20 protein-coding genes and 1 pseudogene are annotated in these 26792 nt (G+C 57.7%); 11 read left to right on the top strand and 10 right to left on the bottom strand.

Annotated features, from left to right (window positions below; all coding sequences use genetic code 11):
* Positions 1-34: 34 nt before the first annotated feature.
* From PL597_RS24055 to PL597_RS24015, 9 genes and pseudogenes are all read right to left on the bottom strand, one after another.
* Positions 35-655, bottom strand: coding sequence for a TetR/AcrR family transcriptional regulator (locus PL597_RS24055; RefSeq protein ID WP_077768155.1), 621 nt, complete (start codon positions 653-655; stop codon positions 35-37).
* A gap of 256 nt (positions 656-911) precedes the next feature.
* A complete protein-coding gene (locus PL597_RS24050) occupies positions 912-1457 on the bottom strand; it encodes a TIGR00730 family Rossman fold protein (protein ID WP_077768185.1) in 546 nt (181 codons plus the stop codon).
* A gap of 94 nt (positions 1458-1551) precedes the next feature.
* Entirely contained in the window at positions 1552-2142 is a 591-nt protein-coding gene (idi, locus tag PL597_RS24045; RefSeq protein WP_309546945.1) for an isopentenyl-diphosphate Delta-isomerase, read from the bottom strand.
* A gap of 76 nt (positions 2143-2218) precedes the next feature.
* Positions 2219-2947, bottom strand: coding sequence for an isopentenyl transferase family protein (locus tag PL597_RS24040; protein WP_077768184.1), 729 nt, complete (start codon positions 2945-2947; stop codon positions 2219-2221).
* A gap of 1112 nt (positions 2948-4059) precedes the next feature.
* The gene (locus PL597_RS24035; RefSeq protein WP_173992071.1) at positions 4060-7635 is read right to left on the bottom strand and encodes an ATP-dependent DNA helicase; all 3576 of its coding nucleotides are present in this window, start codon (positions 7633-7635) and stop codon (positions 4060-4062) included.
* A 422-nt stretch (positions 7636-8057) separates the two neighbouring features.
* Positions 8058-8186: pseudogene (locus PL597_RS24030) on the bottom strand (IS110 family transposase); the annotation flags it as partial.
* A gap of 618 nt (positions 8187-8804) precedes the next feature.
* The gene (eutC, locus tag PL597_RS24025; RefSeq protein ID WP_012475942.1) at positions 8805-9551 is read right to left on the bottom strand and encodes an ethanolamine ammonia-lyase subunit EutC; all 747 of its coding nucleotides are present in this window, start codon (positions 9549-9551) and stop codon (positions 8805-8807) included.
* The gene (locus tag PL597_RS24020) at positions 9548-10939 is read right to left on the bottom strand and encodes an ethanolamine ammonia-lyase subunit EutB (RefSeq protein WP_012475943.1); all 1392 of its coding nucleotides are present in this window, start codon (positions 10937-10939) and stop codon (positions 9548-9550) included. The genes eutC and PL597_RS24020 overlap by 4 nt, the downstream gene beginning before the upstream one ends.
* A 274-nt stretch (positions 10940-11213) precedes the next feature.
* Positions 11214-12002 (bottom strand): N-formylglutamate amidohydrolase, encoded by a 789-nt coding sequence (locus tag PL597_RS24015; RefSeq protein WP_012475944.1) that lies wholly within the window; start codon positions 12000-12002, stop codon positions 11214-11216.
* 361 nt (positions 12003-12363) lie between these two features.
* On the opposite strand from PL597_RS24015, the gene PL597_RS24010 reads away from it, so the two are divergent.
* The 10 genes from PL597_RS24010 (at position 12364) to hisN (ending at position 23815) form a co-directional block, all read left to right on the top strand.
* On the top strand, positions 12364-13833 hold the full coding sequence (locus tag PL597_RS24010; protein ID WP_202048391.1) for an amidase: 1470 nt from the start codon (positions 12364-12366) through the stop codon (positions 13831-13833).
* Positions 13806-15371, top strand: coding sequence for an ABC transporter substrate-binding protein (locus tag PL597_RS24005; RefSeq protein WP_012475946.1), 1566 nt, complete (start codon positions 13806-13808; stop codon positions 15369-15371). The genes PL597_RS24010 and PL597_RS24005 overlap by 28 nt, the downstream gene beginning before the upstream one ends.
* 62 nt (positions 15372-15433) lie before the next feature.
* A complete protein-coding gene (locus PL597_RS24000; protein ID WP_077768150.1) occupies positions 15434-16414 on the top strand; it encodes an ABC transporter permease in 981 nt (326 codons plus the stop codon).
* 1 nt (position 16415) lies between these two features.
* A complete protein-coding gene (locus tag PL597_RS23995) occupies positions 16416-17333 on the top strand; it encodes an ABC transporter permease (RefSeq protein ID WP_012475948.1) in 918 nt (305 codons plus the stop codon).
* Positions 17334-19145: a dipeptide ABC transporter ATP-binding protein gene (locus PL597_RS23990; protein WP_077768149.1), complete on the top strand. Its 1812-nt coding sequence runs from the start codon at positions 17334-17336 to the stop codon at positions 19143-19145. It begins immediately after the preceding gene.
* On the top strand, positions 19135-19893 hold the full coding sequence (locus PL597_RS23985) for a DeoR/GlpR family DNA-binding transcription regulator (protein WP_161596387.1): 759 nt from the start codon (positions 19135-19137) through the stop codon (positions 19891-19893). Before PL597_RS23990 ends, PL597_RS23985 begins: the two co-directional genes overlap by 11 nt.
* Positions 19886-21151: a Zn-dependent hydrolase gene (locus PL597_RS23980; RefSeq protein WP_012475950.1), complete on the top strand. Its 1266-nt coding sequence runs from the start codon at positions 19886-19888 to the stop codon at positions 21149-21151. The genes PL597_RS23985 and PL597_RS23980 overlap by 8 nt, the downstream gene beginning before the upstream one ends.
* Positions 21141-22070 (top strand): phosphotransferase, encoded by a 930-nt coding sequence (locus PL597_RS23975; protein WP_012475951.1) that lies wholly within the window; start codon positions 21141-21143, stop codon positions 22068-22070. The genes PL597_RS23980 and PL597_RS23975 overlap by 11 nt, the downstream gene beginning before the upstream one ends.
* An 11-nt stretch (positions 22071-22081) precedes the next feature.
* A complete protein-coding gene (locus PL597_RS23970) occupies positions 22082-23020 on the top strand; it encodes a choline/ethanolamine kinase family protein (RefSeq protein ID WP_077768147.1) in 939 nt (312 codons plus the stop codon).
* Positions 23021-23023: 3 nt separating this feature from the next.
* Positions 23024-23815, top strand: a complete 792-nt coding sequence (gene hisN, locus PL597_RS23965) for a histidinol-phosphatase (protein ID WP_012475953.1) — start codon at positions 23024-23026, stop codon at positions 23813-23815.
* Positions 23816-23865: 50 nt separating this feature from the next.
* On the opposite strand, the gene PL597_RS23960 is transcribed toward hisN, so the two are convergent.
* Complete coding sequence (locus PL597_RS23960) at positions 23866-24624, bottom strand: DeoR/GlpR family DNA-binding transcription regulator (RefSeq protein WP_077768146.1); 759 nt, start codon at positions 24622-24624, stop codon at positions 23866-23868.
* Between the two features lie 659 nt (positions 24625-25283).
* Between PL597_RS23960 and PL597_RS23955 the strand changes: the two genes are divergently transcribed.
* The coding region (locus PL597_RS23955) for a PDC sensor domain-containing protein (protein ID WP_269835383.1) at positions 25284-26792 on the top strand (1509 nt) is incomplete at its 3' end.

The raw sequence follows: 26792 nt of genomic DNA, 5'->3' as shown, positions 1-26792 counted from the left end.
GGCGATGAGGAAAAGCGAGCGAACTCCGATTGTTTTATCCAGTGACCAAATCGGCGCGCTGGTACGAGGAAAGCATCGTTTGAACGATACGCATGCCATCGGACTTCAGGTCAAACCTCGAATCATCCTCCAGCCAGGTCTGAAACGTTCCTCGCATTGCAAACCAAAAGGTATATGCCGCAGTGTCGGAGGTCCAAGGAGCTAGTAATTCCTTTCTCGTCTCTGCGGATCCGAAAACGCTCCCTAACGTAGCCCGCACTTCCTGCTGAAACTTGCGGTCTTCATTATGGAAGGCCACTGTATCGGAGACTTTCTTATCATAGATCTGGAAAATCCGCCTGCAGTTTTCATTGTCAGCAAAGTGGTTAATGGCTGATGTGGCAAACTCGGCGACTGCCTTTAATGGCTCCTCAACCATCCCTGCGTCGTGAAGGCTGCCGAGCTTTCTTGCCTGCCAGCATAACTCATCGCGCAAGGCCAGTAGAATGTGCATTTTTTGTCCGAAATGCCACTGGATGGCGCCGGTTGTTACGGCCGCTTCGGCGGCAATTTCCTGCAAGGAGGCTTCATCGTATCCTTTTTCGATAAACACAGCCTCGGCAGAGCGTAAAATCCGCCTCCGGGTAGCTGCAGCCTCATCCGACGTCCTTCTCATGCATCGCCCCCCTGTGGCCTATCGCATCAGTCCTCTTGATGAACGTTTTTCAGCCCGACATTCCGCGAGAAACAAGAAATATGAAATCGGCTACGGTTTGCCACAGCAATTTCGTTACAAAATAAACAGAGCCAACACAGGGGGGACCAGCGCTCGTAGTGCCATCTCGCTTTTTGGACAACACGTTTCAGGTAACCTGCAAAGCGCGCAGTTAGCGTCGGAGTAGCCTAAAATCGCTCTCTTCTGAACGTAACTTTCAAGTGGCACTATCTTTTGCCATGGCAGAAATGAGCACCTCGGCGTCCTCTTCGACGAGGAGGATGTTGCGATGACTTGCTGTCAAGAATGCTTCGCCAACAATATGATCAAGAAAGGAATCTAGCCTTTTGTAAAAGCCCGCTACGTCCAGCAGTGCACAGGGCTTATTGTGGTAACCCAACTGAGCCCATGTCCATACTTCGAACAGCTCTTCGAGGGTTCCCAATCCTCCTGGTAAAGCGATAAAACCATCCGGCAGCGTCGTCATCAGCGCTTTGCGCTCGTGCATGGTCTCGACAACGCGTAGATCAGCAAGATCGGTGTGTGCGATCTCCTTCTCGGCCAGCGCGCGGGGAATGACGCCGATAACCTCTCCGCCATCGCTTCGGGCCGCGTCCGCAATAGCACCCATTAAACCAATCGAAGCGCCGCCGTACACCAATCCGATGCCCGATCTCGCCAGAGCTTTGCCAAGTTGGTTTGCTGCGCTCACATAGGCCGGATTTTGGCCGTTGCTTGAACCCGCAAAGACGCAATATCTCAAACGCTCCTCCAATTGAGAAAACGAACTTCTTGAAGGCCAGCTATTTCCCGAATTGAGAAACTCCCTACGAGCTCCACGCCCGGGAGCGGCTTAGCTAAGAAACCTTAAGTTGAACGTCAATCTTCGTTCTGGCAGCTTTTGGTAGCCGCCGCTCCTCCGCTACGGGCCATTGCGATGGGTTCGCACCAAGTGGTGCGAGCAGGTCGACTTGTGCACGACACCATGGTGACACCAACAAGCGCTCAGCCTGTACGCTTTCGAAAAACCATTGCCAATGCACCCATTCCCACGCTGACACCTCATTCAAATCGGGGTTGACGCCGGAGGTTTTGCAATGTGCAGCGAATACGGGGCACAACTCGTTTTCGGTGATCCCATTCGTCATTGAAGCGCGATAGGAAAATTCCGGCAGCACAAGACGAATGTCGTCTGCACGTATCCGCAATTCCTCGTGACCCCGGCGCTCGATAGCCTCGGTCAACGGTTCGCCAGGTTGCGGGTGTCCACAGCAACTGTTGGAAAGAACACCGGGCCAGGTGATCTTATCAGATGCCCGGCGCGTCACTAGCAGCTTGTTGTCACCGTTGAAAATGTAGACCGAAAAGGCCAAATGCAGTGGGGTATCGGAATGATGAATCTCGGATTTTGGAGCAGTGCCGGTGGCCTCCCCGAGTTCGTTGCACAATATGACCATTCAGGCGATTGATTGGCCGGTAGGGTCATCACAAATCTCTTCGTTTCGCGACGTTAACTTCCGACACTCAGTTAGCGTTTGATGCCACCCGAGGAGTGAGGCGAACGTTTCCGCCCTCCTGCCAATCAGGGAAGTCGCGCTCCTGCCACTGCGCATGATCAAAATATTCGTCGGCGATGGCCGAGATCAGCGCCTGCTGTCGCGTCAAATCGAGACGCAACAAATCGCGAATCCCGATATCATGTTCCTTGGCGAACCGGATTGCGCAGCGATACCCGTCGATGTCCTCCAGTATCGGCCGGAGCGCCTCCTGCTTCCAGAGATCCGTCAGTTCCTGCAGCAGAGATCGGCGCTCGTCCTTGACAGCAAACATTTCCGTCACCCGGCGTCTTGCTCGCGGCAGGAAAACATCTGGAGCCGCAAGACGAAGTCGCCTTACATGCCATCTAAAATCGGCTTCCCAATAAGTGTCCGTGGCCATACAGTTCAGAAGGGAAATCGAACCGCCTTCGAGGATGAGACCAGGAGAGGTCCGGCGATTCTCTACTTCTGAGATGAGCTGACGATGAGCCGCCTCTGCATCGATCACACCCTCAGCGAGTGGGCGCGAATCCAGGTAGATTCGCTCGGTGGATTGCAGTTCCGATTCCAAAGGACGTCCACTGCCGGTAGCGATTTGGGGGCAGCATTGTACCCGATCGAGCGCTATTACCGGCCAACCCGTTTCTCGGGCCACTTGTACTGCCAAGTCGGTTTTTCCGCTACAGGTGGGTCCATAGATAAGATAGATAAGCATGTGCATCTCGCTTCTTTCAAAACCAGCGGGGGTGACGCGACACGGTCTCATGATCAAGACGCTTCATTCGGCATTGGCTGCGCCGCGCGCATTGCAAAAAGAACAAACGTCGAAGTAAAAGTGCTAACGCTTTCGACGTATGATAGTATTGGTTCGTAGAATAACTTTATCAAACCGCATTCAGAATTTGCAATATGAGGGAAAACATTAAATTTGTGCTTTAATAATTTATGAGTACTGATATTTATGTCGAAATTCAAATTCCCGCCTTTGACAGTTTGGTTTCATTTGACATCAATTCGCGTGCTACGGCTCCTGGCGGCAGAGCCGCGCTTGATGAATAGGTACACGTGTGCTTTTTCCGGAATGACGGCAGCGCGGTTGTGATTGGCCAGGAGCTGGCGAATGAGCATGGAACCAGCACCGGCCTGAGTTCAGTTTAGCGTCAAGTTCAGGATTGACGGGGAGAGCTAAAAGCACATTGGCGGGCGATAGTCCGCTTTGAGGCGGCGCCAGGCAAACAGATGCAAATCGGCCGTCTGCGCGACGAACGGCCTACTGCTTTCGATGTTGACGGGATCGTTATAGCACTTTCTTTTAGAACTCCTGCTTTGCCGCCTTCGGCATAAGGGAGTTCGGATATTGACGAGTGCTTCGGCGACGACAGCAGCATCCCTGCCTGGTCGCTTTCCGTTTCGTGTCGCCGAGCGTGCGGATCGCGCGATGACATCGCCAGTGACGGCATGACCTCAAAGAACAGGCTGCCAAAGCCTAGTTTAGCCGGGCAACTCAGCAAAATACCGCCATGGTCGAGGAAAACAATGCCCCGAACCCGACGCTTGCCGGGGAAGTAGCTCGGCCTCGCAAGCTGATCAGCCGTTTCCACTTCGGCAGGCCATACGTCGGCCGGTCTCTGATGGAATTGGTCACCGAACCGGCACATCGCATCGCCGTCCGCCGGATCCCAGCAATCCTCGCCAATGCTTTCTCCGGCAACGGAACCTCAAGCAGATCTGGAAAGAGTTCCGAAAAGGTGATCGACGTTCTCGCGACAGAGAACGGATACAGGGACAGCGAGTGGAAGAGGGTGCGCGTTACGCACCCTCTTTTACTTAGAGTCCACGTCCATCCCCGCGGACGCGGATGCGCTCGTCAAAATCCCGTGTCAGCCGATCCACGTCATTTGCCGCCTTCGGCGAAGTCTGTTTTGGTGCTGCATTACTCTCTTGGACACTCTGCCTCAGACTACCTGTAGTTTCGTGCCCTTCTTTCGAGACTACATCAAGTTCTTGGGGCTTCTCGCGATTGGTTTTTATCCGATCGGGCAACCGAATGATCGAGGTCTCGCCAACGATAGTAGCTTGAACCTGGGGTATTTCGGGCGCTTCGGTGCGCTCAATCGGCTTGACCTCGCCACGTGCCGCGACAACTTCCTGGCGTTTTGCAATCCGATCGATGGCGGCTGTGTAGTCCGGCAAGGCTGGGAATTTGTCCTGGTAGAGCTCGCTGCCCGGCTTTCCCAGTTGCCTGGCCAAGATGTCCCTGTCGGCGGTGTCCTTGAGCGAAGTGAAAAGCTGCGTCCGCTCGTCGGCCTTGCTCAGCAAAGCGCTATTGGCGTTGATGCCATGGGCAGCGTCGTTCAAGAGATAGATTTGGTCAACACGTTTGCCGTCATCATGTCGCGTAAGTTCATAGGCGGAGCCGATGACCGTCATCGGGCCTTCGATTTTGTAGCCCTTGACGCCCCTGTCACCCGGCTCGCCGGTGCTGGCCTCGAAGGTCTTGCTCTGACTGCTGCCATCGGGTTTGAAGGTAACGGATTTGCCTTCGATCTTTTCGATCCGGCCGGCTTCACCGGCAATGAGATTCCTGTAGCTGCTGGTGACGCTGAGCCTGTCGCCGACCCTGAAACGGATATCCTTGTTGTTGAACGCCTTGAAGCTGACAGGGTCGCCACTCAGGCGACCGGATGCAAGGCCCTGTTTTTCGATCTCCTTGGCCAGCGCATCTACATCAACGCGCCGATTGGCATAGAGCATGCGGACCTTTTCGGGATCTGCCTTGATATCCCTTTCGTAAGCATCCGCCATTGCTTTCAGCGCCGACCCGGCGTCCGCCTTCTCGACAAGGGAGCCGGTTGCGGCGAGCGTTTCCACGAGCTTCTTGTGATCGCCAGCCTGCAGGGCTTCCACAATGGAAGTCTGCGAAAAATGACGCTCGCTGCCTGCAGAGTCAGCGCCTTGCATTTTCTGGTCATTCGAAGCCATATTTTTTTCTCCTGAGTCTTTGGTCGATCGTTTCTCTGAGACGTTTGAGGGGGCGTTCGTTGACGACAATTCCCAATTTGATCCCGGATCATCTTCCCGGTGCGGTATTGGACCCACTCGGCCATCAGTACCGATGATATGATCGACGTCCGCATACGTCGGTTGAACTGTGTTGGTGACCGAGGTTGCCAGTTTCAATCGTTCGAACAGGGAAGTGATATCTTCAACTTCCTCGGCAGAACTAACTGAGTGACGGGCCATTTTTTTGCGAGAATCGATTTCTTCCTTTGCCGCCGCTCGTTTCCGTTTCTCGATCGCTATCCCCAGGTTTGTTACCGTTGCGATCGTGACTTGGTGGCTTTCGTGGGCTGAGGTGTTAGCCGTCGATTCCGACCCGCAGAATTCCGGTTGCATTTGCTCTTCAGTCGTGATGACAGAAGACTGGAAAACTTCGAAGTCAATGGCGCTCGGGTAAAGGTCCGCGCTTTCCGGCATTTCCACATCCGATGTGGATGGTTCGTGCAGCTGGTTCTCCCCGAAGGAGCTTTCTTGTCTGCCTTGGAAGGAAAGCGGCGTCGTTGGAGAGATTTCCATCTGGTCGAGCGGCCTTAGCAAGTGCGCGTTCGAAACCGACGAGCGCTCTTGGAAGGCAGCAGGTTCGAGCGCTGGGAATTGAATGGAATTATTTGGCGCGCTTTGCTGAGTGAGCTTTGCACTGAGAGCCTCAACATTGTTTGCCACGAGGGGAGAAGCAATGACGTCGAGACGACTGCGATGCCTCGTCAGGCCGACATAGGTCAGCTTATCTGAAAGAGCACCATCACAGAGGAGAATGGCGTGATCAACTGTGGCCCCCTGACTCTTATAAATTGTAGCAGCATAGCCGTAGGTAAAACCCTTAAACTCGCTATCGGTCCAAGTGACGGTTCGTCCAGATCCGTCTAACCTTGCAGTAATGCGAACCCCAGCAGATGTGCCATTCTCAGCTCGGGAAGCTTCTGTGCTATTAAGTCCGACTACAGTTGCAAAAGTACCATTGCGGATGTCCGCTTGCAGACGGTTTTCGCTGAATATAATCCTGTCTCCCAAGACGAGATTAATCCTTTGCTGAACGCGTCTCGACGAACCCTCATCTATTCCAGATTCCGAACTTCCACTATCTATTACGCTTGACCACACACTCATTTGCTGGTCTTGCAATCCGGATTTGTCAACAAACCTCTGATGAAGAGCGATATTGGCGCGATTAACGCTCCTGTTGGAGTGTGCCATCACAAGACGATCATACACCGGATATCGGTCGCAAACTCTATTCATCTCCTCCAGCATGCGGTCAGTGATCTGGTCTGACGCCCTGACGTTTGAGCCGCTAGGAGGAGCATATACGAAATGGACGAGGCCCATTTGTTCGAGCGCTGTGAGATAGTGCCCGACGGCGCTCTTGGCATCGCGTCGTATGTCACGTCCGAGCTTTTCTGTTTCTATTCGCGACCGCGCGTCGAGCTGTCGAAGCGGCTGGACGAGTTCATAGCAGCCGGCTTGCTCCATAATAATCGGAAGCAGATCACCAGGTCCAACAGGGGGCAGTTGCCGATCGTCTCCCACACATATCAGTTTCGGCCTTTCGGTTGGGTGATAGGAAGTGGCATTTGCAACTGTCTCGATTAGTTGCGCGATCTCCTGCGTCTTGGCCATCGACATTTCGTCGATCACGACGATGGTATTTTTTCCGATGGTGCGGTCTTTCGCCTTGAAAGTCGTCGCGACGTCGCGAAGACCTTTCTCACGAAGCTCCTGGGCCGCCCGGTTGGTGGGTACGAAGGCAATCAACTTTATTTTCTCGGTCGGGAGCGCTTCCTCGTTGAACCTGTCCACCGCTTCGTTCAGGGCTCCAAGTACACTTGTTTTTGCGGAACCCGCTACGCCCACCATAGTGGAAGCTCGATTTCGCCTAGACAGATAATGTAATGCTCCTCTGAGCTCCGGTGTGAAAATGCCTCTATCGGCGACCATATCAACAATGGTTCCCGGAACGCCGAAGCTTTCTTCTGCGGAAAGATTGGTGACATGACGTACAGTATTCTGTTCCGCAGCTCTCAGCTCTGTAGAGGTGTAGAGAGGTTGGCCATCTGGAGAATCAAGCCGGGTCAGTTTGTCGCTTGCGACGACCTGTTGGAATAGCAGGTCGATTTCTTGTACCGGCCGTTTGTAGTGCGTGAGTGCCCGAGCCGCCGAAATCTTAAGTTGGTCTTGTCCGAAGCACGCATTGCGATTTGCGGCGTGGTTTACGACCCATTCCACAATATTGCTCTCGTCCAGCAGGTTACTGAACTGGCGAAGATCTGTCTGGAAGCGCGTAGGGACAGACGTGTCAACAGCAGCCATTCCGGGATCGGACATTACAATGTCGTCGGTTGGCATGCTTGCCACTCCTATTCCCCTCGCTTTCCAATCGTGTGTGATCAGCCAGCCAGGATGGAAAGTTCGGTAACGGTGCTGATTTCAAAACTCAATGAGCATCCGGTGCGGTCTCAAAGCCATTGAGGGGACATGGTGTTCATCAAAACCTAGAAGTCAGTTAGATGGCCCGCGTGGCTCCAAGTATATCTGAGGAAGAATTGAATTCCTTAAGCTCAGATGAGCAATCTTTCTATGGTGGATCGATTGCGAGGACTATAACTTGATATCAGGAACGCTTCTACACATGAAAAATTCAAAATCGCTACAAATGAAACTTTGGAAATGTTTACCTTTAAGGGTTACGGTTTGCAGTTTGTAATCATTAACGTTGGGTCGCTGGTTCGATCGAGCCTGTTCGTTGAAACGCGACTTTCATGCCTTTAGGCGAAGCGCGACAACAGTCCGCCGACGTCTGCGTGCTGAACCGTATGCTTCGAGATCTTCTCACCGCCACCTACCGACAATGATGTGACCAACCATGTCGCTCGGCTTAACTCAAGGAACACGAATATTGCACCTCTGTGCGGATTTCGGTCTTATTGTCGTAATGACTCTGGGAAGCTTCATGATCGTCTCCTGGAGCTTGATTGCACCCCGTGCGACCACACTCTCGCAGAGCGCTGGGCGCAGTTCACGCCTGCGGAAGTCCAGAGTGGCGTCAAGCTGGCGAGCGAAACCGGTCAGGTGCTGAAGACCATCGAAGGCTATATCGTCACGGTAAATCATGACGCGGACTCGAGCGCGACGTCGGCACGCGAACAGTCGGTCCGCCTTGCCGAGGTCAATACGGCAGTCAACCTGATAGACCAAATCATCAGCAGAATGCAGCGATGGCAAAGCGAGCAACGCGGCGAGCGCCTCGCGCGCGGGGTGAGGCCGCACGGCTTTGCGATCTCGTCGGCCGGTCGGACCTCTCGCCCGGTTTGCCTCCCCAGCACCGCGGATGGCGTCGGGTGTGACCAAGGCCATTGCCGACAAAGCTGCCGTCAAGCAGGTGGCTAGGCAAGAGTTCCGAGTTGCCCTCCCCGATCCGAACGGTGAACCTTTCGCACTCGGGGTGATTCCAAGAGGCTCGCCCACCGAACGAGAGGGGAGCGTCAGGACAGCCCTCGGTGATCGCGCCTCAGGCTTCATTCTTGCCCAGGGTTCGAAGAGATTTTTGCCGAACTCTCGGCACCCTCCTTAAGCGCCACACCGCTCAACTGCAAGCGCAGCGCCTCCCGGACGATCCAGGCGATCTTATCCGCGGCAATCTCGTAGCCGAGCCCGTCGGCGTGAATATTCGAAATGCAGTTACGCTCGCTGTCGCGCCGTCCTGCCTGGGGGCGGAAGGTGATGTAGGCACCCAGACTGTCAGGCACGCTTAACCCCGGTCTCTCGCCGATCAGGACGATTGCAACCTCCGCACCGAACGCCGCCGCCGCCTCGTCGCCGAATGCTACCCGCGCCTGTTCGCCCAAAATCACCGGGGCGACACTGAAGCCGCCAAGACGCTTCATGCATGCCTTGAAAAGCGGAACGGCATGACGCTCGACCGCCGAGGCGGAAAGCCCGTCCGCGATGACGAACGCGATGTCATGGCTATCCCCTGGCATTGGAAGATCGGCTGCAAGCGGCTGGCGACCCAGATCCGGGCGCGACAAGTAGATGGTACGATCCGTGGCGCAGGACCTGATCCGGATCGTTGATACCGGTGCAAGCTGCTTGGCGAGGGCGACAAAATCCACTTGACCGTGCACGGCGTCCCTGGCCTTCGCATGGGCCAGCTGGAAATCCAGAATTGCCGAGGTCGGCAACGCGTCGCCCGCTCTACCGAGTCCAATCCGGGCGCGTGTCGAATGGCGGAAGCGCTCAAACGGGTCTCGACCCCAACTCATGCGGACACCCCGTAGCTCAAGAGATTGCGAGAGAATTGGCCCGAGGCGCTGGCGGGCGCCAGCCGGCCCGAGTGATCAAGCATGCCCATGCGATTGAGCCAAGCCTCAAATTCGGGCGCCGGCGGACGATTGAACTGATGCCTGAGGCCGACAATATCGTGATAAGACAGGCTCTGGTAGTTAAGCATGACGTCATCAGCGCCGGGCACGGCAATCATGAAACTGACGCCCGCGACAGTCAATAGCACCATCAGATTGTCCATGTCGTCCTGGTCTGCCTCGGCATGGTTGGTATAGCAGACATCGACCCCCATCGGCACACCGAGCAGTTTTCCGCAGAAATGATCCTCTAGCCCGGCGCGAATGATCTGTTTGGCGTCGAACAGATATTCCGGTCCGATGAAACCGACCACGGTGTTGACGAGCAGCGGGCGGAGTTCACGTGCGACTGCGTAAGCCCGCACCTCGACCGTCTGTTCATCCACGCCGTGATGTGCATCTGCCGAAAGAGCGCTGCCCTGACCGGTCTCCAGATACATCACGTTGTTTCCGACGCTGCCGCGCTTCATCGACAGCGCGGCGTCATTGCCTTCCCTGAGAACGGCGAGATCGACGCCGAAACCATTGTTGGCAGCCTCAGTGCCGGCAATCGACTGGAACACAAGATCGAGCGGCGCCCCGGCCTCGATCGCCTTGATGGAAGTGGTGACATGAGTCAGCACGCAGGATTGGGTGGGAATCTCGAACCGCTCGCGCAGCCGGTCGAAAAGGACCATCAACCTGGTGCAGGCATCGAGGTTGTCGGTGGCGGGATTTATGCCGATCACCGCATCGCCGATTCCGTAGAGAAGGCCGTCGAGTGTCGAACCGGCGACGCCTTCTGGATCGTCGGTCGGGTGGTTGGGCTGGAGCCGGCTCGACAGCCTGCCCGGCAGGCCGATGGTGGAGCGGAAGGCAGTGACCACGTTACATTTACCGGCAACGGTGATCAGATCGTGATTGCGCATGATCTTGGAGACCGCCGCGACCATTTCCGGCGTGAGGCCCGTCGCAAGTGCTGCCAGCCTTTCGGTTGTCGCGTCGTAGGAGAGAAGCCAATTGCGAAACTCGCCGACCGTCATATGTGAAACTGGCGCGAAGGCAATTGGGTCGTGGCGATCGATGATCAACCGGCTGACCTCGTCGACTTCGTAGGGGATCAACAGATCCTCCAGGAATGTCTTGAGCGGCATGTCGGCAAGCAGGCAGCGGGCAGCGACCCGCCGCTCGTTGCTTGACGCTGCAACCCCCGCAAGCACATCGCCTGACTTGAGTGGCGAGGCACAGGCCATGACCGATTTCAGGTCGGCGAAGACATGGCGCTCGCGTCCAAGTATGATCGAATACATTTTATCTCCGCTCGTGGGTATCAGGCAGCCCATTTCTTGCGCAAGGGCGAAGCTACCTTCAAGATTGTAAGTCCAGCCCGAACTGGGCAGTGCGGGCGCCATGCCTCCTGAAAGCTATGCACGATCCATGCCACTCCTGGCTTGGGCGCGCGCGGTCCATTCATCGAAGGGCTTGTGCTCCTAAGGTGCCTCCGGACGATGCAAGCCGTGACCGAAGCATTTCGGATCCGCCATGGATCATGAGGCGTTCGGAACTCGATTGCCCGAGGCGGCTTCAACTGACCGTTTGCCCGGCCTTCACTGTCGAGGCTGCCTTTCCAATGAGCCTGGAGAGATAGCTGCCAACCGCAGCTTGGTCATCCGCGGCCACCAGGAGGTCATTTCTCACCTCTATCATGACATTTGGAATACCGTTCGCGATGCCGTGCTCGACGAGCGTGTGCGTGACCCCATCGGCTGGACCGTATGGCTGGTTGCGCATGACGACATACTTGCGATCGGCCCCTTCGAATTCCGCGAGAATTGCATCTGCGAGCGTCGTGTCGCTGTCGTGCAATATCCCGATCTCGACCTCGCGCTTCTTGCCGAAATAGACGGGGGTGAAACTATGGACTGTGACGAGCATCGTCCCGCGCCCCTGGGCCTTGCGAGAGGCGAGAATTTCGGACAGTCCATCACGAAAGGGTAGATAAATCTCGTTGATCCGCGTCAGGCGATCTGCTTCCGGCATGCTCTGATTTCCCGGAACGTCATAGATCTCGCTTTTGCCAACAATTGCAGACACTGCCTCCGGCGGGCGATTGCAGTCGTAAACGAGCCGCGAAAAGCGCTGGTAATAGAGGACCGCATCGAGAGATGACGAAAGATATCGTGCGAGTTCCAGGGCGCCCGGATCCCAGGCGATATGACTTGAACGCGCAGACGCATCAAGGCCGAGGTCGCCGAGTGAAGGCGGGATCAGGTGTGAAGCATGCTCGCATACGATTACAAACTTGCCGAGCGCGGCCTTGTTTTCGATCGCGATTGCAGACTCGCCAGGGGCGAGCAACGACAATTTACCCATAACAGTCTCCGTTGATATCCACACAATAACAACGAAAACAATAAAAGCAACATGATATCAACATTGCATAAAGTAGCCCTCTGTCGCGGTGGAGGTTTCGCCACGTCACGGCCCCTCGTTCGCTACGCCGATTTCTAACTGTTGCCGAAAACATGGGCAAAATGCCTGCAAAATATGCCTTTTTGTAAGGCAGATCCTCAGAGCATTTTATCCAATTCCCATCCTGTGCCGACGCTTGTGCTGTCAGCCGCGATCACTCTCATGGCGATTTTCTTAGCTACGGAAATTGAAAAACCCTCATCGGGTGTGTTGACAAACGCAAAATATCCACATAAATCCACATTCCAAGGAGATCGCAATCGTGGATTTTTCAGTTCTTTCGCTCAGCTCAGCAATTGTTTCCGGCAAGCTCACATCCGAAGCGCTCGTTCAGGAATGCCTGGCGCGCATTGCGCGGCTGAACCCCATCGTCAATGCCTTCAGCCAGGTGTTTGAAGAACAGGCCCTCAAAGAAGCGAGGGCCTGCGATCGCGAGGCAGCCGAAGGTCGGTTCCGTGGTCCTCTTCATGGTATCCCGATGGGCGTGAAGGACCTCTTCTTCGTGGAAGGGCAGCTATGCCAGCGCGGATCTCGTGCCTATAAGGATTTCGCTCCCAAGATGACGGCGCCGATCGTCCAGAGGATGATTGACGCCGGATCTATCATCATCGGCAAGACGACAACTACCGAAATGGGGTGGTCCGGTTCCGGCTTTTCCGAATTCTATGGCCCGACGCGCAATCCATGGGACCCCAAGCTCACAAGTGGTGGTTCGAGCTCGGGTTCGGGTGCTGCGCTCGCGGCCCGAATGGTTCCCTTCACATTGGGGTCCGATGGTGGCGGTTCCGTGCGCATCCCGGCAGCTTTCTGCGGTGTGTTTGCCATGAAGGGCTCGCTGGGGCGCGTTCCGGCTTGGCCCTGGAGCGCGACGGAGATGCTGTCCCACGCCGGTCCGATGAGCGTCACGGCAAAGGATAGCGCTTTCTTGTTCAATATTGCCAAGGGGCCCGATCCGCGAGACCATCAGGCGCTGCCGGACGACGGAGCAGATTACACTGAAACGCGATCGACAAAGTCCCTCCGGATTGGTTTTGCACCAAGCCTCTTCGGGTTCAAAGTCGCGCCGGAAATCGACCGGGTCGTGCGCGAAGCGGTCGATGCGCTCACCAAGGCGCTCACTATCGATGTTCGTTCGGTTTCCCCGGACTGGGAAGATCCGATCCGTATCTTCGAGACACTCTGGGTTGCCGGCCGGGGCGTCGCCTATGGGTCCCAGTCGGATCTTTCCGATTTTGGCAGCGGTTTCCGTGCGCTCGTCGAAGCGTCGGCACGCTACGATCTTAAGGATTATCTCTCGGCTGCGAAAGCGCGCGCGGAATTTGCTGGTCGCGTGCACGCACTCTTTGAGGACGTCGACCTGCTCCTCTTGCCAACCATCCCGGTCGAGCCGTTTGCGGCGGATCGGGAGGCGCCCGAAGGGTTCCAATCGCCCTCGGAAGTCCTCGCGTGGACGGGCTGGACGCCCTTTACATATCCCTTCAATCTTTCCGGCAACCCGGCAGCCTCGTTGCCTTGCGGCCTGACCGTCAACGGGTTGCCCGTTGGCCTGCAGGTCGTCGGCCGTCGCCACGCCGATGCGCTTGTCATGGCATTCTGCCAGCAGGCCGAGGACCATCTTTTCAAAAACAACAATCCTCCACTTGTCGTTGCTGGCGACAAGATGGGGTGGGGAACGCCCAGCAAATCAACTGTGGAGATGTCGTCATGGAGTTCAATAGAAGATCGCTCTTAAAGAGTTCGGCGCTTGCGGGCATCGCACTTGGCATGCCTATCCTCAATACTAAGTTCCTGGTCAACCCGGCCAATGCCGCGGAAAACAAGGTCCTTAAATTTCTCTCGGCCGAAACTCTGACCGGCAACTGGGATCCGTCTTCTCACACGACGCTGGCGCAGATCAACCTTGAGAGCTTTGTGTTCGGTTATCTAACCCGCGCACCGATGACGCCGGAAAAGCCTGACGAGCTCGTCATGGAACTGGCGACCGAGATGAAGCTGATCGACGAGCACACGCTCGAATTCAAGCTGCGCGAAGGCGTCACCTTCCACGACGGCAAGCCGTTCAGGGCCGAAGACGTCAAGGCGACATTCGAGTATGCAAGTCGCCCCGACCGACCGGCCGCCTGGTATCCCGGTCCCTGTGAAGTCGAAGTCGTCAGCGATTACGTCGCGCGCGTCAAGACCGACAAGGCCGGCTACCCCGCAAGCCTTTTCTGGTTCCTGTCCTCCTTCCTGCCGATCATGTCGGCAAAGGACGTCGCCGACCCGAAGACGCTCTCTGCCCGGCCGAACGGCACCGGTGGTTTCAAGTTCGTCAAGCAGGACGGCAACACGACCGTTCTCGAGGCCTTCGACAATTTCTACCTCGGCAAGCCGACGATTCCCGGACTGCATTTCAGCTTCGTCGGCGATGCGACGACCCGGACACTGGCGCTTCTGAATGGCGAGGCCGACCTTATCGAACGCCTTGAAGCCGAACAGGTCGAAACGATCGAAAAGACCGGCGGCTTCCAGCTTCACAAGGCGATCTCGGTCGAGAACAAGTATCTTTGGTTCCGTTGCTCGAAGCCGCCCTTCAACGACTGGAGACTGCGTCGCGCCGTGTGCCACGCGATCGACCGGTCGGTGATCGACGATATTCTCGGCGTTTCCGGTCACGCGTCGAACTGCTACGTGTCTCCGGTCAAGTTCGGCTATGTCGATATCCCGAACTATCCGAAGTTCGATCCGGACCAGTGCCAGAAGCTTTTGGCGGAAGCCGGCTTCCCGAAGGGCGAAGGTCTGCCCGAACTCGAATACATCACGTCGGTCGGCTTCTACCCGAAGACCAAGGAATATGCCGAGGCCATCACGGCGATGCTTCAGGAACAGGGCTTCCCCGTCAAGCTCAACGTCATGGAAGTCGCGGCCTGGGGTGACGCGCTCTACGATCGTCCCGGCGGCGGGCCCGGTCATATGATCGACTGCGGCTGGTCGACGGGTTCGCCGGAACCCGATCTGGTGCTGAGGACCCATTTCCACTCGACGACGCACCGCATCTGCGGCATCCAGGATCCGGAAATCGATGCTGCCCTCGACAAAGAGCGCAACGCCTCAAAGCCCGAGGAACGCAAGAAGGTCATTCAGACCGAGCTGATGCCGTTGCTGGCGGAGAAGACGCCATCATTTTCTCTCTTCACGTCCGTTTTCATCCACGGCATGCGTGATGGCCTGAGTGGTCTCTACATCTACCCGAATGGTATGATGGACGCCAACAAGGCGACATTGGCCTGATCCAGCGCTGCGGCCACTGCCTGGCAGTGGCCGCCTTGGCCCCGACAGACTAGGGTAAGTACATGTTCCTTCTATCATTCCTGATGAGACGGCTTCTGCAGGGGGGCCTGATCATCCTTCTCGTCATATTCATCATCTTCACGCTGTTGCGTGTGGTGCCGGGTGACCCCGCGCGCCTTATCGTCGGCGGCATGGCCCCTGATGCGGTCGTGGCGATGAAGGCAAAGGAACTTGGTCTCGATCGGGCCATCCCGCTGCAATTCGTCTCCTATCTTGGCCATTTGGCGACCGGCGATCTTGGCACGTCGTTCGTCAGGCCGAAGAGCGGGGCGAGCCTGGCCGGCTCGGCCTATAACGACCCGACACGCGAAGAGCGGGCGAAGGTCCTAGATCTCATTCTCGATACACTCCCGATGACCCTGCAGCTCGCAGCCGTCGCACTGGTCATCGCGTTGCTCGTTGCTGTTCCGCTCGGCCTTGCCGGCGGGCTCTATCAGGGTCGCTGGCCCGACAAACTCGCGCTCGCATTGGGGTCGATCTTCGTCTCGACCCCGAACTTCTGGCTGGGCATCGTGCTGACGCTCTTTCTGTCGGTGAAGCTCAGGCTTCTGCCCGCGATCGGCTACAACGGCTTCGAATACACCATTCTGCCCGCGATCGTGCTCGCGGTGGAGATTGCGCCGTTCATCCTGCGTACGTTGACCGTTTCTGTCGCTCAGGTGTTGCGCGAAGACTTCATTCAGCTTGCTGCTGTTAGAGGCCTGAGCCGCGGGCGCACGATCTTCTCGCATGTGCTGGGCAATTCCGCGGTCCCGTTGATCAACTTGCTGGGTGTGCAACTCGGCATGCTTCTGGGCGGCGTCCTCGTGGTCGAGTTCATCTTCGACTATCCGGGCCTTGGGCTCCTGACGATCAATGCCGTTCAACAGCGCGACTTTCCGCTCATCCAGGGCGTCGCGATCTTCATTTCCGTGATGTTCGTGGTGATCAACATCCTGGTCGATCTTATCGCGATGACCATCGATCCGAGACTGGAATACTGAGATGACCGATATCGTAGAATTGAGCGCCACCGAGCGCACCGTCGTCAAGCGCGGCACCACACCGACCAGACGCATGTTGCAAATTGCCGTGGGGCGCCTCGACTTTCGCATTGGCCTCATCGGCTTCGGATTGCTGCTTGGACTTGCGATTCTCCTGCCATTTGTCAGTTCGGTTGATCCGCTCAAGATGGCCTACAGCCACAAGTTTATTCCGCCATTCCCTTCCGAGGGCTGGCAATGGCCTTATGTGCTCGGTACCGATCAACTCGGCCGTGACGTTCTGATGCGCTGTCTCGTCGGACTGTGTTATTCGCTGTTCATCGGCGTGACGACCGTGGTTCTGATGTTCATCGTCGGCTGCAGTCTCGGTCTTCTTGCCGGTTTTCGTGGTGGTTGGCTCGATACGGTCATCATGCGGCTGACCGATGCTCAGCTGTCAATTCCGATGATCATTCTTGCCATCACCATTCTCGGCGTGTCACGCCCGACCGTGCCTGCGATCATCCTCGTGCTTGGCCTCTCCGGCTGGCCGCTCTATGCCCGCGTCGCGAGATCCGTGGCGCTCGGCGAACGCAATCGCGGCTATGTTCTCGGTGAGAGGGTTCTCGGTGCCTCGGACCTTCGCATCATGCTGTTGTTTGTGGCGCCTGTCGTTCTGCCTCCGATCGCCTTCGTCGCTGTGCTCGATATCGCCCGCATGATGATCTTCGAGTCGATCCTCGGCTTTCTCGGTCTCGGGGTTCAGCCGCCGACACCGACATTCGGCAACGTGATCGCGGATTCACGAAAGTATCTGCTGAACGCATGGTGGATCGCGACGATGCCCGGTCTGTTCCTGCTGATATCGCTGACCTGCCTCAATCTGATGGGTTCGGCGTTGGAGCGCGCGCGCAATGCGGTTCTGAGAGGGGATGCGTAAATGAGTGATCCAATCCTAGCTGTCTCCAATCTCTCGGTCGATCTCCTGCGGGATGGCGGCAAACGGCGCATCGTCGACAATGTGGACTTTGCGCTCCAGCCAGGCGAAGTTCTCGGCCTCGTCGGCGAAGCCGGATCGGGCAAGTCGGTGCTGGCGCGTGCCATGGTGAACGCCATTCAAGCACCGCTGGAAATCTCTTCCGGTCAGGTGATTTTTGAAGGAAAGGACGTCCTCTCCCTCGATGCGCGGGGTCTTCGGTCGATCAGAGGAAACCGCATTGGCTTCATCGGTGCAAACCCCATGGGTTCGCTTGATCCGAGGCTGCCGATCGGCCATCAGATCGTCGAGAAGCTTCGATCTGTCCGGCCTGATATCGGTAAGGCGGAAGCGAAGGAAAAAGTTCTCGATCTCCTTGGCCGGGTGCATATTCCCTCACCGCGCTCTCGCTTCCACGAGGCGCCCTTCCAATTCTCCGGCGGTATGATGCAGCGCGTGATGATTGTCGATGCGCTCGTTTCCGAGCCATCGCTTGTTATCGCCGACAATATTACGCAGCCGCTCGATGTAACGGTCGCAGCCCAGATTATCCGGCTTATCGACAGCCTCAGGCAAAGCCTCGACACGGCGTTCCTGTTTATCTCTTCGTCGTTACCGGTGGTGTCACAGATTGCCGAGCGAACGCTCGTCATGCAAGGCGGCCGCATCGTCGAACGGGGCAAGACTGCCGATATTGCTGCCAACCCGCAGCAAGCCTATACGCGCGCCCTCCTCTCGCGCATTCCATCGATCTGGAAGAACGTGTCGGCGCCGGAAGCAAAAGACGGTGAGGCTGTCCTGACCGTCGAAAATGCAACCCGAACCTATAGCGTGCGCCGGCGCGATGCGTTCAATGCCTTCAACGAAGTCAAGGCGGTTCGGGACGTGTCCTTTACCGTCAAGGCGGGTGAAAATTTTGGCATCGTCGGGGAAAGCGGTTGCGGCAAATCCACGCTTACGCGCCTGCTTGCCTGGCTCGAACAGCCAAATGCCGGTCGCATTGCGTTCCTCGGGAAGAACCTCTCGAGTCTCTCTGCTCGTTCGTTGACGGAGATGCGCAAATCGTTCCAGCTTCTGCTGCAGGACCCCTATGGATCGCTGCCGGCGGGCATGTCGATCATACGCATGATCGAGGAGCCGCTTCTGATCCACGGCGTCGGCCGGCGTGATGCCGAGCAGCGCGCGCAGGAGGCCATGCGCGAAGTCGGCCTTCATGCGGACCTCGCCGAACGATTGCCTGTGGGGCTTAGCGCCGGGCAGCGCCAGCGCATCAACATTGCTCGAGCCCTGGTGCTGAAGCCGCGCCTCTTGATCCTTGACGAGACCTTGTCGGCGCTCGACCAGGTCGAGCAGGCCGAGCTCCTCGATCTCTTCAAACGGCTCCAGGCGGCACACGGGTTTTCCTACATTTTCATATCTCACGACCTGGCGCTGGTCCGTCGTATCTGTCACCGCGTGGCGGTCATGTATCTAGGGCGCATCGTCGAACTGGCTGACAACACGACGCTTTTTGAACATCCGCACCACCCGTATACGCGGGCGCTGCTGAGCGCCATGCCGACGCTGGAGGAAAACCGTTTCCCGGGCGCGCAATATCTGCTCGATGGCGAGCCCCCGAGCCCCATTCATCTTCCGGTCGGCTGCTCGTTCCGTTCGCGCTGCCCGCGCGCGCAGAGCGACTGCGAAAAGACCGATCCGATGCTTGTGGGTTCTGATGGCGGGAATTACGCAGCCTGCCTGCATCGGCATGAGGACGAGGCGGTCCATGTCCAGTGAGATCCGCAAGGAGATCATCCTGGAGCGTCTCGGCCGTGATCAGCGCGTCAGCGTTGTCGAGCTTTCAGCAGAGTTCGGCGTTTCGGGCGAAACCATTCGCCGCGATCTGAAGAACCTCGAAGCAGAAGGTGCTGTGCGCCGCGTGCATGGCGGCGCAATTCCAGCCGGCCGCACAGCCGACACGCCGATTACCGAGCGCATCAAGCTCAACTCGACTGAGAAGGATGCGGTTGCCGGCGTGGCGCGCAACCTGATCAATGACGACTGTGTGATCTTCCTCGATACCGGCACGACGACGCTTGCGCTCGCGCGCCGGCTGATCGGCTTCAAGAAGCTTCGGCTCTACACGAATTCCCTGATGATTGCACAAGCCGCCTGCCAGCATTTCGGCGTCAGCGTGCACGTGACGCCTGGAAATCTGCGACCGGTCGAGCAGGACCTGGTCGGCTATGACACGCTATCCTACATCCAGCAGTTCCACTTCGACATGGTCTTCATGGGTGCCGCGGCAGTCAATGTCGAATATGGCTTCATGGACTATGAAGAAGACGAGGCGCGAATCCGTCAGATCCTCATAAAGCGGTCCTCGCGAAGCGTCATGCTGGCCGATCATTCGAAGTTTGGAAGGGTCGGCAATGTGATCACCGCTCCCTTCGGGCAAATCGGTGCGCTTGTGACCGACCGGCGTCCGCCGGAAGACATCCTCGGCGCCGTTCGGGCAGAAGAACTGGAGATCATCCATGCTTGACGCGGCGACGACACGGCGGACGGATTTCGATGCGATCTTCGACCGAATTTCTGCCATCGGTGCTCATCCCGGAGCGGGAGTGACGCGCCTCGCGGCGAGCGCCGAGGACGGCATGGCGCGAGGTGTTTTTGCCGTGTGGATGGAACAGGCAGCCGTCCAGATCGCGAATGATGCGATCGGCAATCAGTTTGCCTGCTTCGATTGGGCCGGTCAGGATGCGCCCTGGATTTTTGCGGGCTCGCATCTGGACACCCAACCCCGAGGCGGTCGTTTCGACGGCACCTTGGGTGTCCTGACTGCCGGACAGGCCGCGCTCGCTATTCACGCCGAGGTGCAACGCGGACTGTGCAAACCGCGCTACAACCTCGCGGTGGTCAACTGGACGAATGAGGAAGGCGCCCGCTACCAGCCGAGCCTGACCGGCAGCACGGTCTTCTCCGGCGCATTGGCGCTTGGCGATGCATTGGAACTACGCGACGGAGACGGCGTATCCCTCAAGCGCGCGCTCGAGGCCATAGGCGTCAGCGGCAGTTCGGGAATTGTTCCCCCTCCCCCGAAAGCCTATGTCGAGCTGCATGTCGAGCAGGGACGGAAACTTCTCGAAGCGGGCCGAAAGATCGGCGTCGTCGAAGGAACCTGGGCGGCGCGCAAGAAGACCGTCCGCTGGATCGGCCGGGCAGCGCATACGGGTCCGACGCCGATGGCCGATCGCCGAGATGCGCTTCTCGCCGCAGCAAGAGGAATTGCCGCCTTCGAAGCAGTCGTCGCGGCCAGCCATCCCCTCCTCCACCGCTCCGCTGCGCGCCTCGTGGTCGAGCCCAACTCGCCGAACGTTGTCGTCGACCGGGCGACTGTGTGGTTCGAGCTCAGGGGGCCTGACGTGGCCGAACTCGACATGGCAGGTGAGCTCGCCCTTGCCGCGCTCGAAAAGGCGGCAGCCGAAACCGGCACGCAGCTGGAAATCGTCGCCGATACTTTGCGCGATCCCGCCAGCATGGACAGGCGGTTAATGGCACTCGTCGATCGCACGGCACGTTCTTGCGGTTTCGAGCCATTGACCATGCGTTCGGTTGCAGGCCACGATGCTGTCGCCTTGCAAAACAGTGGTATCCCGTCGGCGCTGATCTTCATTCCGAGCGTCGATGGCATCGCCCATCATCCCGACGAACTGACCGAGCCACAGGACGTGCAGGCGGGGCTGGCGGTGCTGACCGCCACGCTTCGCAACATCATTGAGGGAGAGTTCCATGCAGGATGATGCTGCAGTTCAGGCTGCGCTCGACGCGGTCGGCCTTTCCGGCGCCACCCTCTCAGCTCCGATTGGCGGAGTGGTGTCGCCCATTCACCGCGGCGTCGAAAATCTCTGCTTTTTCGCAAGCAAGGCGGATCAGCCGCGGGTTTTCGTCAAACGTCTCCACGATGACATGTCTCGGTTTGTTGCCCTGAACCATGTGGCGGAGGCCAGCCGCAAGGCAGGCGAACTGGGCATTGCCCCGCGGCTCATCCATGCCGCTCCCGAGGGCGGCGTCCTGGTATTCGAAGCGCTTGGCGAGGAATGGGCGTGGGGGCATGCCGATGTCCTTCGCCGCCCGCGGGTTCTCGAAAATCTTCTGACGGCAAAACGCAGCTTCCATCAGGCTGAGAGGCTTGGCGAAACGCGCAGCGTTTTCGAGCTCGTTGCCGCCTACCGGCAGCTTGCCGAAGGAGCGGATGTGATCTTGCCAGCACCGGTATTCACCGTCTCTGCTGCCGTCGAGCGCATTGCCGGCGCCATCGGCGCCGCAGGTGTCGATACGGTCCCGTGCCACGCGGACGGCATCTCGTCGAACGTCATGGTCGGACCGGACGACGGAGTTCGGCTGGTCGATTTCGAGTGGGCGCGCCAGGCGGACCCCGCGTACGATATCGGAACCGTGCTGGCCGAACTCCTCCCATTCGATGGCGAGGCGCTGCTGGCCATTGAAATCGCAACCGGAAAGCCGGATGCGAGCGTGCTCGCGCGGGCACGCCTTTATGGAGCGGCCGACGATCTCATGTGGGCGCTTTGGGGCTTCATCAATGCCGCACGCTCGCCGCGCAAGCATGTTGAATTCTTCAAATACGCCGAATGGCGGCTTCTGAGAGCCCGCACGGTCATCGAAGGACCACGCTTTGAAACATGGCTGAAACAGGTCTGATGGAGAGAGCGATGAGACTGAGATTGGGTGAAGGCGCATCGCAGGCCGAGCAGGCGATCGAGCAGGCCATCATAGCCGTGGCGGACTGGCGAGGCCTCGAGGTTTCCTACGAACCAGTACCCGGGGGCATCAGCAATCCCAACTGGCGGGTTTACGTCGAAGGTGCGCCGCACAGCTTCTTCGTGAAGATACCCGGCGCTGGGACCGAAATGTTCATCGACCGGAGAACTGCCAACGAAGCCGGCCGCAGGGCGCACGAGGCGGGCGTCGGCGCCCGGATCATCGAGTTCTTCCCCGAAACGGGGGTCGAGGTGAGTGAATTCGTCGAGGGGCTCAGAACATCGACAAACGCCGATTTTCTTGATCCTGTCATCCGCCTCAACGGTCTTCGTGCGCTGAAGGCCTTCAACGACACCGCACCGCTTTCGCAGCGAAAGACCACCTTCGACATGATCGACGAACATTTCCAGCAGGTCCTGGAGCTTGGCGGCGATTTCCCGAGCGACTTCGGCTGGATGAATGCGCGCTATCGCGAGGCGCGAGCTGCGCTCGAGGCATCGGGTCTCGATCTCGCGCCCTGCATGAACGACACACTGGCCGGCAATTTCCTCCTTCATTCCGATCGCCGGGTCATGCTTGTCGATTTCGAATACGCCTCCACCAATGATCGGGCGGCGGAACTCGCGCTTTGGTTCTGCGAGATGTGCTTCTCGCCGGAGACCGAAAAGGAACTGATCGAGGAATATTATGGCCGGGCGGATCCGGGCGTTCTGGCGCGGATCGCTTTGTTCAAGGCTCTCGTCGACCTCAAATGGTCGACCTGGGCGATGGTGCAGAACGAAGTCTCGCGTCTTGACTTCGACTTCTTCAAATATGGGTTCTGGAAACATATGCGCGCGCGTTTCGCAATGAGCAATTCGCTGTGGCCGCAATGGCTGAAGGCGGTCTGACACATGCAAAGCACTGAAGAGGTGATCTCTCCCGATTTTCTTCGCCGCCTCGCGGCAGTTGCCGCCCGCGAGACATTGCCCCGGTTCCGGTTGCCGGGAGCCGTCGTCAACAAGATTGCCGGCGGGTTCGATCCGGTCACCGAAGCCGACCGCGAAACGGAGAAAGCGCTTCGAGCGCTTATCCGTTCGGAATATCCCGATCACGGCATCCTGGGCGAAGAGTTCGGCAATGAAGGCGCGGATGCGGGCCTGGTCTGGGTCATCGATCCGATCGACGGAACCAGGTCGTTCATATCAGGTATCCCGCTCTGGGGCACGCTTGTCGGGCTGACCAGGGATGGTGATGCGGTGGCCGGCATGATGGCGCAGCCTTTTATCGGGGAATTGTTTTATGCGACGGGCAACGGCGCATACTACGAGGGCCAGCACGGACAAACGCGGCTCGCAACCAGCGCGACGAAGAACCTTGCCGACGCGACGCTCTTCACAACGACGCCGGCGATCTTCGAAGCCGACCGGAGAGCAAGCTACGACCGGCTCGAAAAACAAGTGCGGCTCGCGCGTTACGGGACCGATTGCTATGCCTATTGCATGCTTGCGGCAGGGCAGATCGACTGCGTCGTGGAAGCGGGCCTCTATCCCTACGACATCGTTGCCCTCATTCCGATCATCGAGCAGGCCGGCGGCGTCGTGACGGACTGGGACGGGGGACCGGCAGAAAATGGCGGCGGTATCGTGGCGGCGGCAAATTCCTCCCTGCATGCGCAAATCATGGCTTTCCTGCACGGGGATTGACCACGGGGCTTCCTCAGACGGCGGACACCGGTCTGACGCTTTCGGTATGGTCAACCGTGGATGATTTCGAGGTCGCCCCTTTTGGCGGCCGCCAATATATTTGCCGGGGGACGTTGATCGGTGACCAATGTGTTAACGCTGGAAAATGCGGCGGTAATGACATTGCCCGTCTTGCCGCACTTGGAATGATCGGCCAGCATGATGCTTCTGGCCGTCTGCTTCAGCAGAGCCTGGCGAATTCGCGCTTCATCCTCTTCATAGTCCATGAAGCCATACTCCGCCGCGATTGCCGCCGCACCCATAAAGACCATGTCAAAGTGGAATTGCTGGATGTAGGACAGCGTATCATAGCCGACCAGATCCTGCTCAATCGGGCGGAGATTTCCCGGCGTCATTTGGACCCGGACGCCGAAATGCTGGCAGGCGGCTTGCGCGATCATCAGGGAATTGGTGTAGAGCCGCAGCTTCTTGAAGCCAGTCAGGTGGCGCGCAAGGGACAGGGTGGTGGTGCCTGTGTCGAGGAAAATGGCGCAGTCGTCGGTTATGAGGTTGCGCGCCATCTGCGCGACCGCGTCCTTTTCGAGCGCATTGAATCTGATGCGGTCGGTAATCGGCACATCCGCGGTTCGGCCGGCCGGTATAGCGCCTCCGTGAACGCGCCGAACGGCTCCCTCGGCCTCCAGATCCTTCAGGTCGCGCCGAATGGTTTCACCCGAAACACCGAACTCTGTCGAAAGCTCCAGAACGCTGACGCGTTGATCACGATCGAGTCGTTCGAGAATGACTTCTTTGCGAACTTCACTCGACATTGACAGCTTCGTCCTCGGGTCGGTGCGGGGGTCGACAGCAACGCTGATGCTGACAATCCCTTAAAGCGGCAGATCTATCTCGCAAGCCTTCGGAAAAGGTTGCGAGATGCTTGTAAGGATGACGGTGAACCGGGAAGTCGACGACGTTGTCCTTGGATTTGTGTATTTATGTGGTGTTTGCGGATCTTTCAAACAAATTACGCGATCTTCCACCGCGCAATGACCATCCCGCCCGCGCGAGAATCGCTGCCTATGTGATCAGCAACGCGCTTGCCTTCCATACAAAATGAACCCTTCGATCGAAATCCTGGTCCGGAGTGAATGCGATTCTGTCCCTGCTCCATGTGGGAATGTTGGAATATTGAGGGCATATCACCGGAGAATTGAGCTAAAATCCACAAAAGCAACATCTGAAAACCTCAAGGTTCTTGAGGGCGTGCCTAAGCAACATATTGAAAATAGAAAGAAAGTTATGACCCGTAACGGATTTTTCAGAACTGTCGTCGATGATGATTAGCAACTGTTTGACTCGAAATGGATTCAAAATGCAGATTTTCCACAATGCTTTGCAATTGTCCCACCGCATGCGATCCATTAAGGCCAAGTTTGCCGTGGTGATCATAGGGACAGCGATCGTCTCTTGCGCGTCTGTCGGAGCATTGAGCTACCAGATCGGAAAGAACGGTTTGATCGAGGCGAGCAAGATCCGCCTTGAAGCGATTGCAGCCAATCAATCGAAGGCGCTCCGGGCCTATGATGAACGGGTCGAGCAGACGCTGACCGAGATCGCGCAGAGCCAGTCGCTCGGAGAGATGACGGAGCAGGCCGGAAAGGCCATCGCAATGTCTGATGCCAAGATAAGGGAGGCGTTCCAGGACATGTCGAAGAGCCCCGCACAAAGAGCGGCTTTCGACGGATCGACCGTCAAGATGCTCTATGCCGTCAAGCATAGCTCGGTGCATGGGCCACTCTTCAGCGCCTGGAAGAATGCCGATCTCAGCGATATCTTCGTCATCGATAACAATGGCCAGGTGGTCTATACGGTCACCAAGGGACCCGAGTTCATGGCGGCCGTCCAGGATTCGCAGAATGCCGCCCTGAAGTCCCTGTTTGCCTCATCCATCGCCGGACCGGCCGACCAAGTGTATCGGACGGGGTTCGTTTCGTTCAAAAGCGAGGAAAGCGATGTTTCGGCTTTTCTTGCCAAACCCCTTGCCAACGTTGTCTGGGGCTCTGTCGTCAAGCGCGGCACCGTCGTGATCCGTATCGCGCCGGCAAAGCTTTTGGCGCTCATTTCGCCCGAGGGCTTGGGACGGAGCGTCGACGAGGCGTTTCTGATTGCCGCCGACGGCACCTTGAGAGCAGGCAACGTCGCAGCGGAAAATGGAGTGCCGCCGGAGCTGCTCAAGGCCGCGAACGAGCAGAAGAATGGCTCCGTCTTCGCTGATGGGGCCCATGGTTCAAATTTTTACTCCTACGTCCCTGTCACCCTCTTTGGTCAGCCGCACCTTCTCGTCATCGGCCAGAGCAAGGCTAATGTCGTCTCCTCGGCAAACGAGCTTGCAAAGTGGGCCGCGCTGACCGCTCTCGCCGTCCTTTTCGGAATGGGTATCGTCGGGTACATCTTCTCCTCCCGTCTTACGAAGCCGCTCGCGGACATCACAGGCCTGATGAACCGCCTGAACAATGGCGATCAGGCAATCGAGATCCGGTCCGTCTCGCGTTCTGACGAAATCGGCATCATGGCGCGGGCGCTCGAATCCTTCCGCCAGGGGGCAGTCGACAAGGTGCGAATGGAGGAGGAGGCGATCCAGCGTAACCGTCAGATCGAAGAGGAAAGGCAACTCCGCGAGACGGACAGGGAAAAAAGCGCGGCCGAGCTGGAACATGCGGTCTCGGCACTCGCCGCCGGCCTGAAGAACCTGGCCGACGGGCGGCTCGATCATCGCATTGCGACTCCTTTCGCGCCCTCCCTCGACCAACTGCGGAAGGATTTCAACGGCTCGATGATGCGGCTGCAGGCGACGATGCGCCAGATCCGCGACAATGTCGAAATGATCCAGGGCAATGGCAACCAGATGGCCGAGGCGGCCGAGGATCTTGCCAAACGGACTGAGCAGCAGGCTGCTTCGCTCGAAGAAACGGCAGCCGCCGTCGACGAGATCACC

Source organism: Agrobacterium sp. ST15.13.013 (genome assembly GCF_027956525.1).
In the GTDB taxonomy this organism is placed as follows: Bacteria; Pseudomonadota; Alphaproteobacteria; order Rhizobiales; family Rhizobiaceae; genus Agrobacterium; species Agrobacterium salinitolerans.
Note: the sequence above shows the minus strand (reverse complement) of the source record. Positions and strands in the feature narration are given on the sequence as shown.

Excerpts from the sequence above, each read along its gene's own strand:
- eutC (WP_012475942.1), bottom strand. The coding sequence starts at position 9,551 with ATGAGTTGGGGTCGAGACCCGTTTGAGCGCTTCCGCCATTCGACACGC.
- PL597_RS24055 (WP_077768155.1), bottom strand. The coding sequence starts at position 655 with ATGAGAAGGACGTCGGATGAGGCTGCAGCTACCCGGAGGCGGATTTTA.
- PL597_RS24015 (WP_012475944.1), bottom strand. The coding sequence starts at position 12,002 with ATGGGTAAATTGTCGTTGCTCGCCCCTGGCGAGTCTGCAATCGCGATC.
- PL597_RS23975 (WP_012475951.1), top strand. The coding sequence starts at position 21,141 with ATGCAGGATGATGCTGCAGTTCAGGCTGCGCTCGACGCGGTCGGCCTT.
- PL597_RS23985 (WP_161596387.1), top strand. The coding sequence starts at position 19,135 with ATGTCCAGTGAGATCCGCAAGGAGATCATCCTGGAGCGTCTCGGCCGT.
- PL597_RS23995 (WP_012475948.1), top strand. The coding sequence starts at position 16,416 with ATGACCGATATCGTAGAATTGAGCGCCACCGAGCGCACCGTCGTCAAG.
- PL597_RS24020 (WP_012475943.1), bottom strand. The coding sequence starts at position 10,939 with ATGTATTCGATCATACTTGGACGCGAGCGCCATGTCTTCGCCGACCTG.
- PL597_RS24005 (WP_012475946.1), top strand. The coding sequence starts at position 13,806 with ATGGAGTTCAATAGAAGATCGCTCTTAAAGAGTTCGGCGCTTGCGGGC.
- PL597_RS24000 (WP_077768150.1), top strand. The coding sequence starts at position 15,434 with ATGTTCCTTCTATCATTCCTGATGAGACGGCTTCTGCAGGGGGGCCTG.
- PL597_RS23980 (WP_012475950.1), top strand. The coding sequence starts at position 19,886 with ATGCTTGACGCGGCGACGACACGGCGGACGGATTTCGATGCGATCTTC.
- PL597_RS24040 (WP_077768184.1), bottom strand. The coding sequence starts at position 2,947 with ATGCTTATCTATCTTATCTATGGACCCACCTGTAGCGGAAAAACCGAC.
- PL597_RS24035 (WP_173992071.1), bottom strand. The coding sequence starts at position 7,635 with ATGCCAACCGACGACATTGTAATGTCCGATCCCGGAATGGCTGCTGTT.
- PL597_RS23960 (WP_077768146.1), bottom strand. The coding sequence starts at position 24,624 with ATGTCGAGTGAAGTTCGCAAAGAAGTCATTCTCGAACGACTCGATCGT.
- hisN (WP_012475953.1), top strand. The coding sequence starts at position 23,024 with ATGCAAAGCACTGAAGAGGTGATCTCTCCCGATTTTCTTCGCCGCCTC.
- PL597_RS23990 (WP_077768149.1), top strand. The coding sequence starts at position 17,334 with ATGAGTGATCCAATCCTAGCTGTCTCCAATCTCTCGGTCGATCTCCTG.
- PL597_RS23970 (WP_077768147.1), top strand. The coding sequence starts at position 22,082 with ATGAGACTGAGATTGGGTGAAGGCGCATCGCAGGCCGAGCAGGCGATC.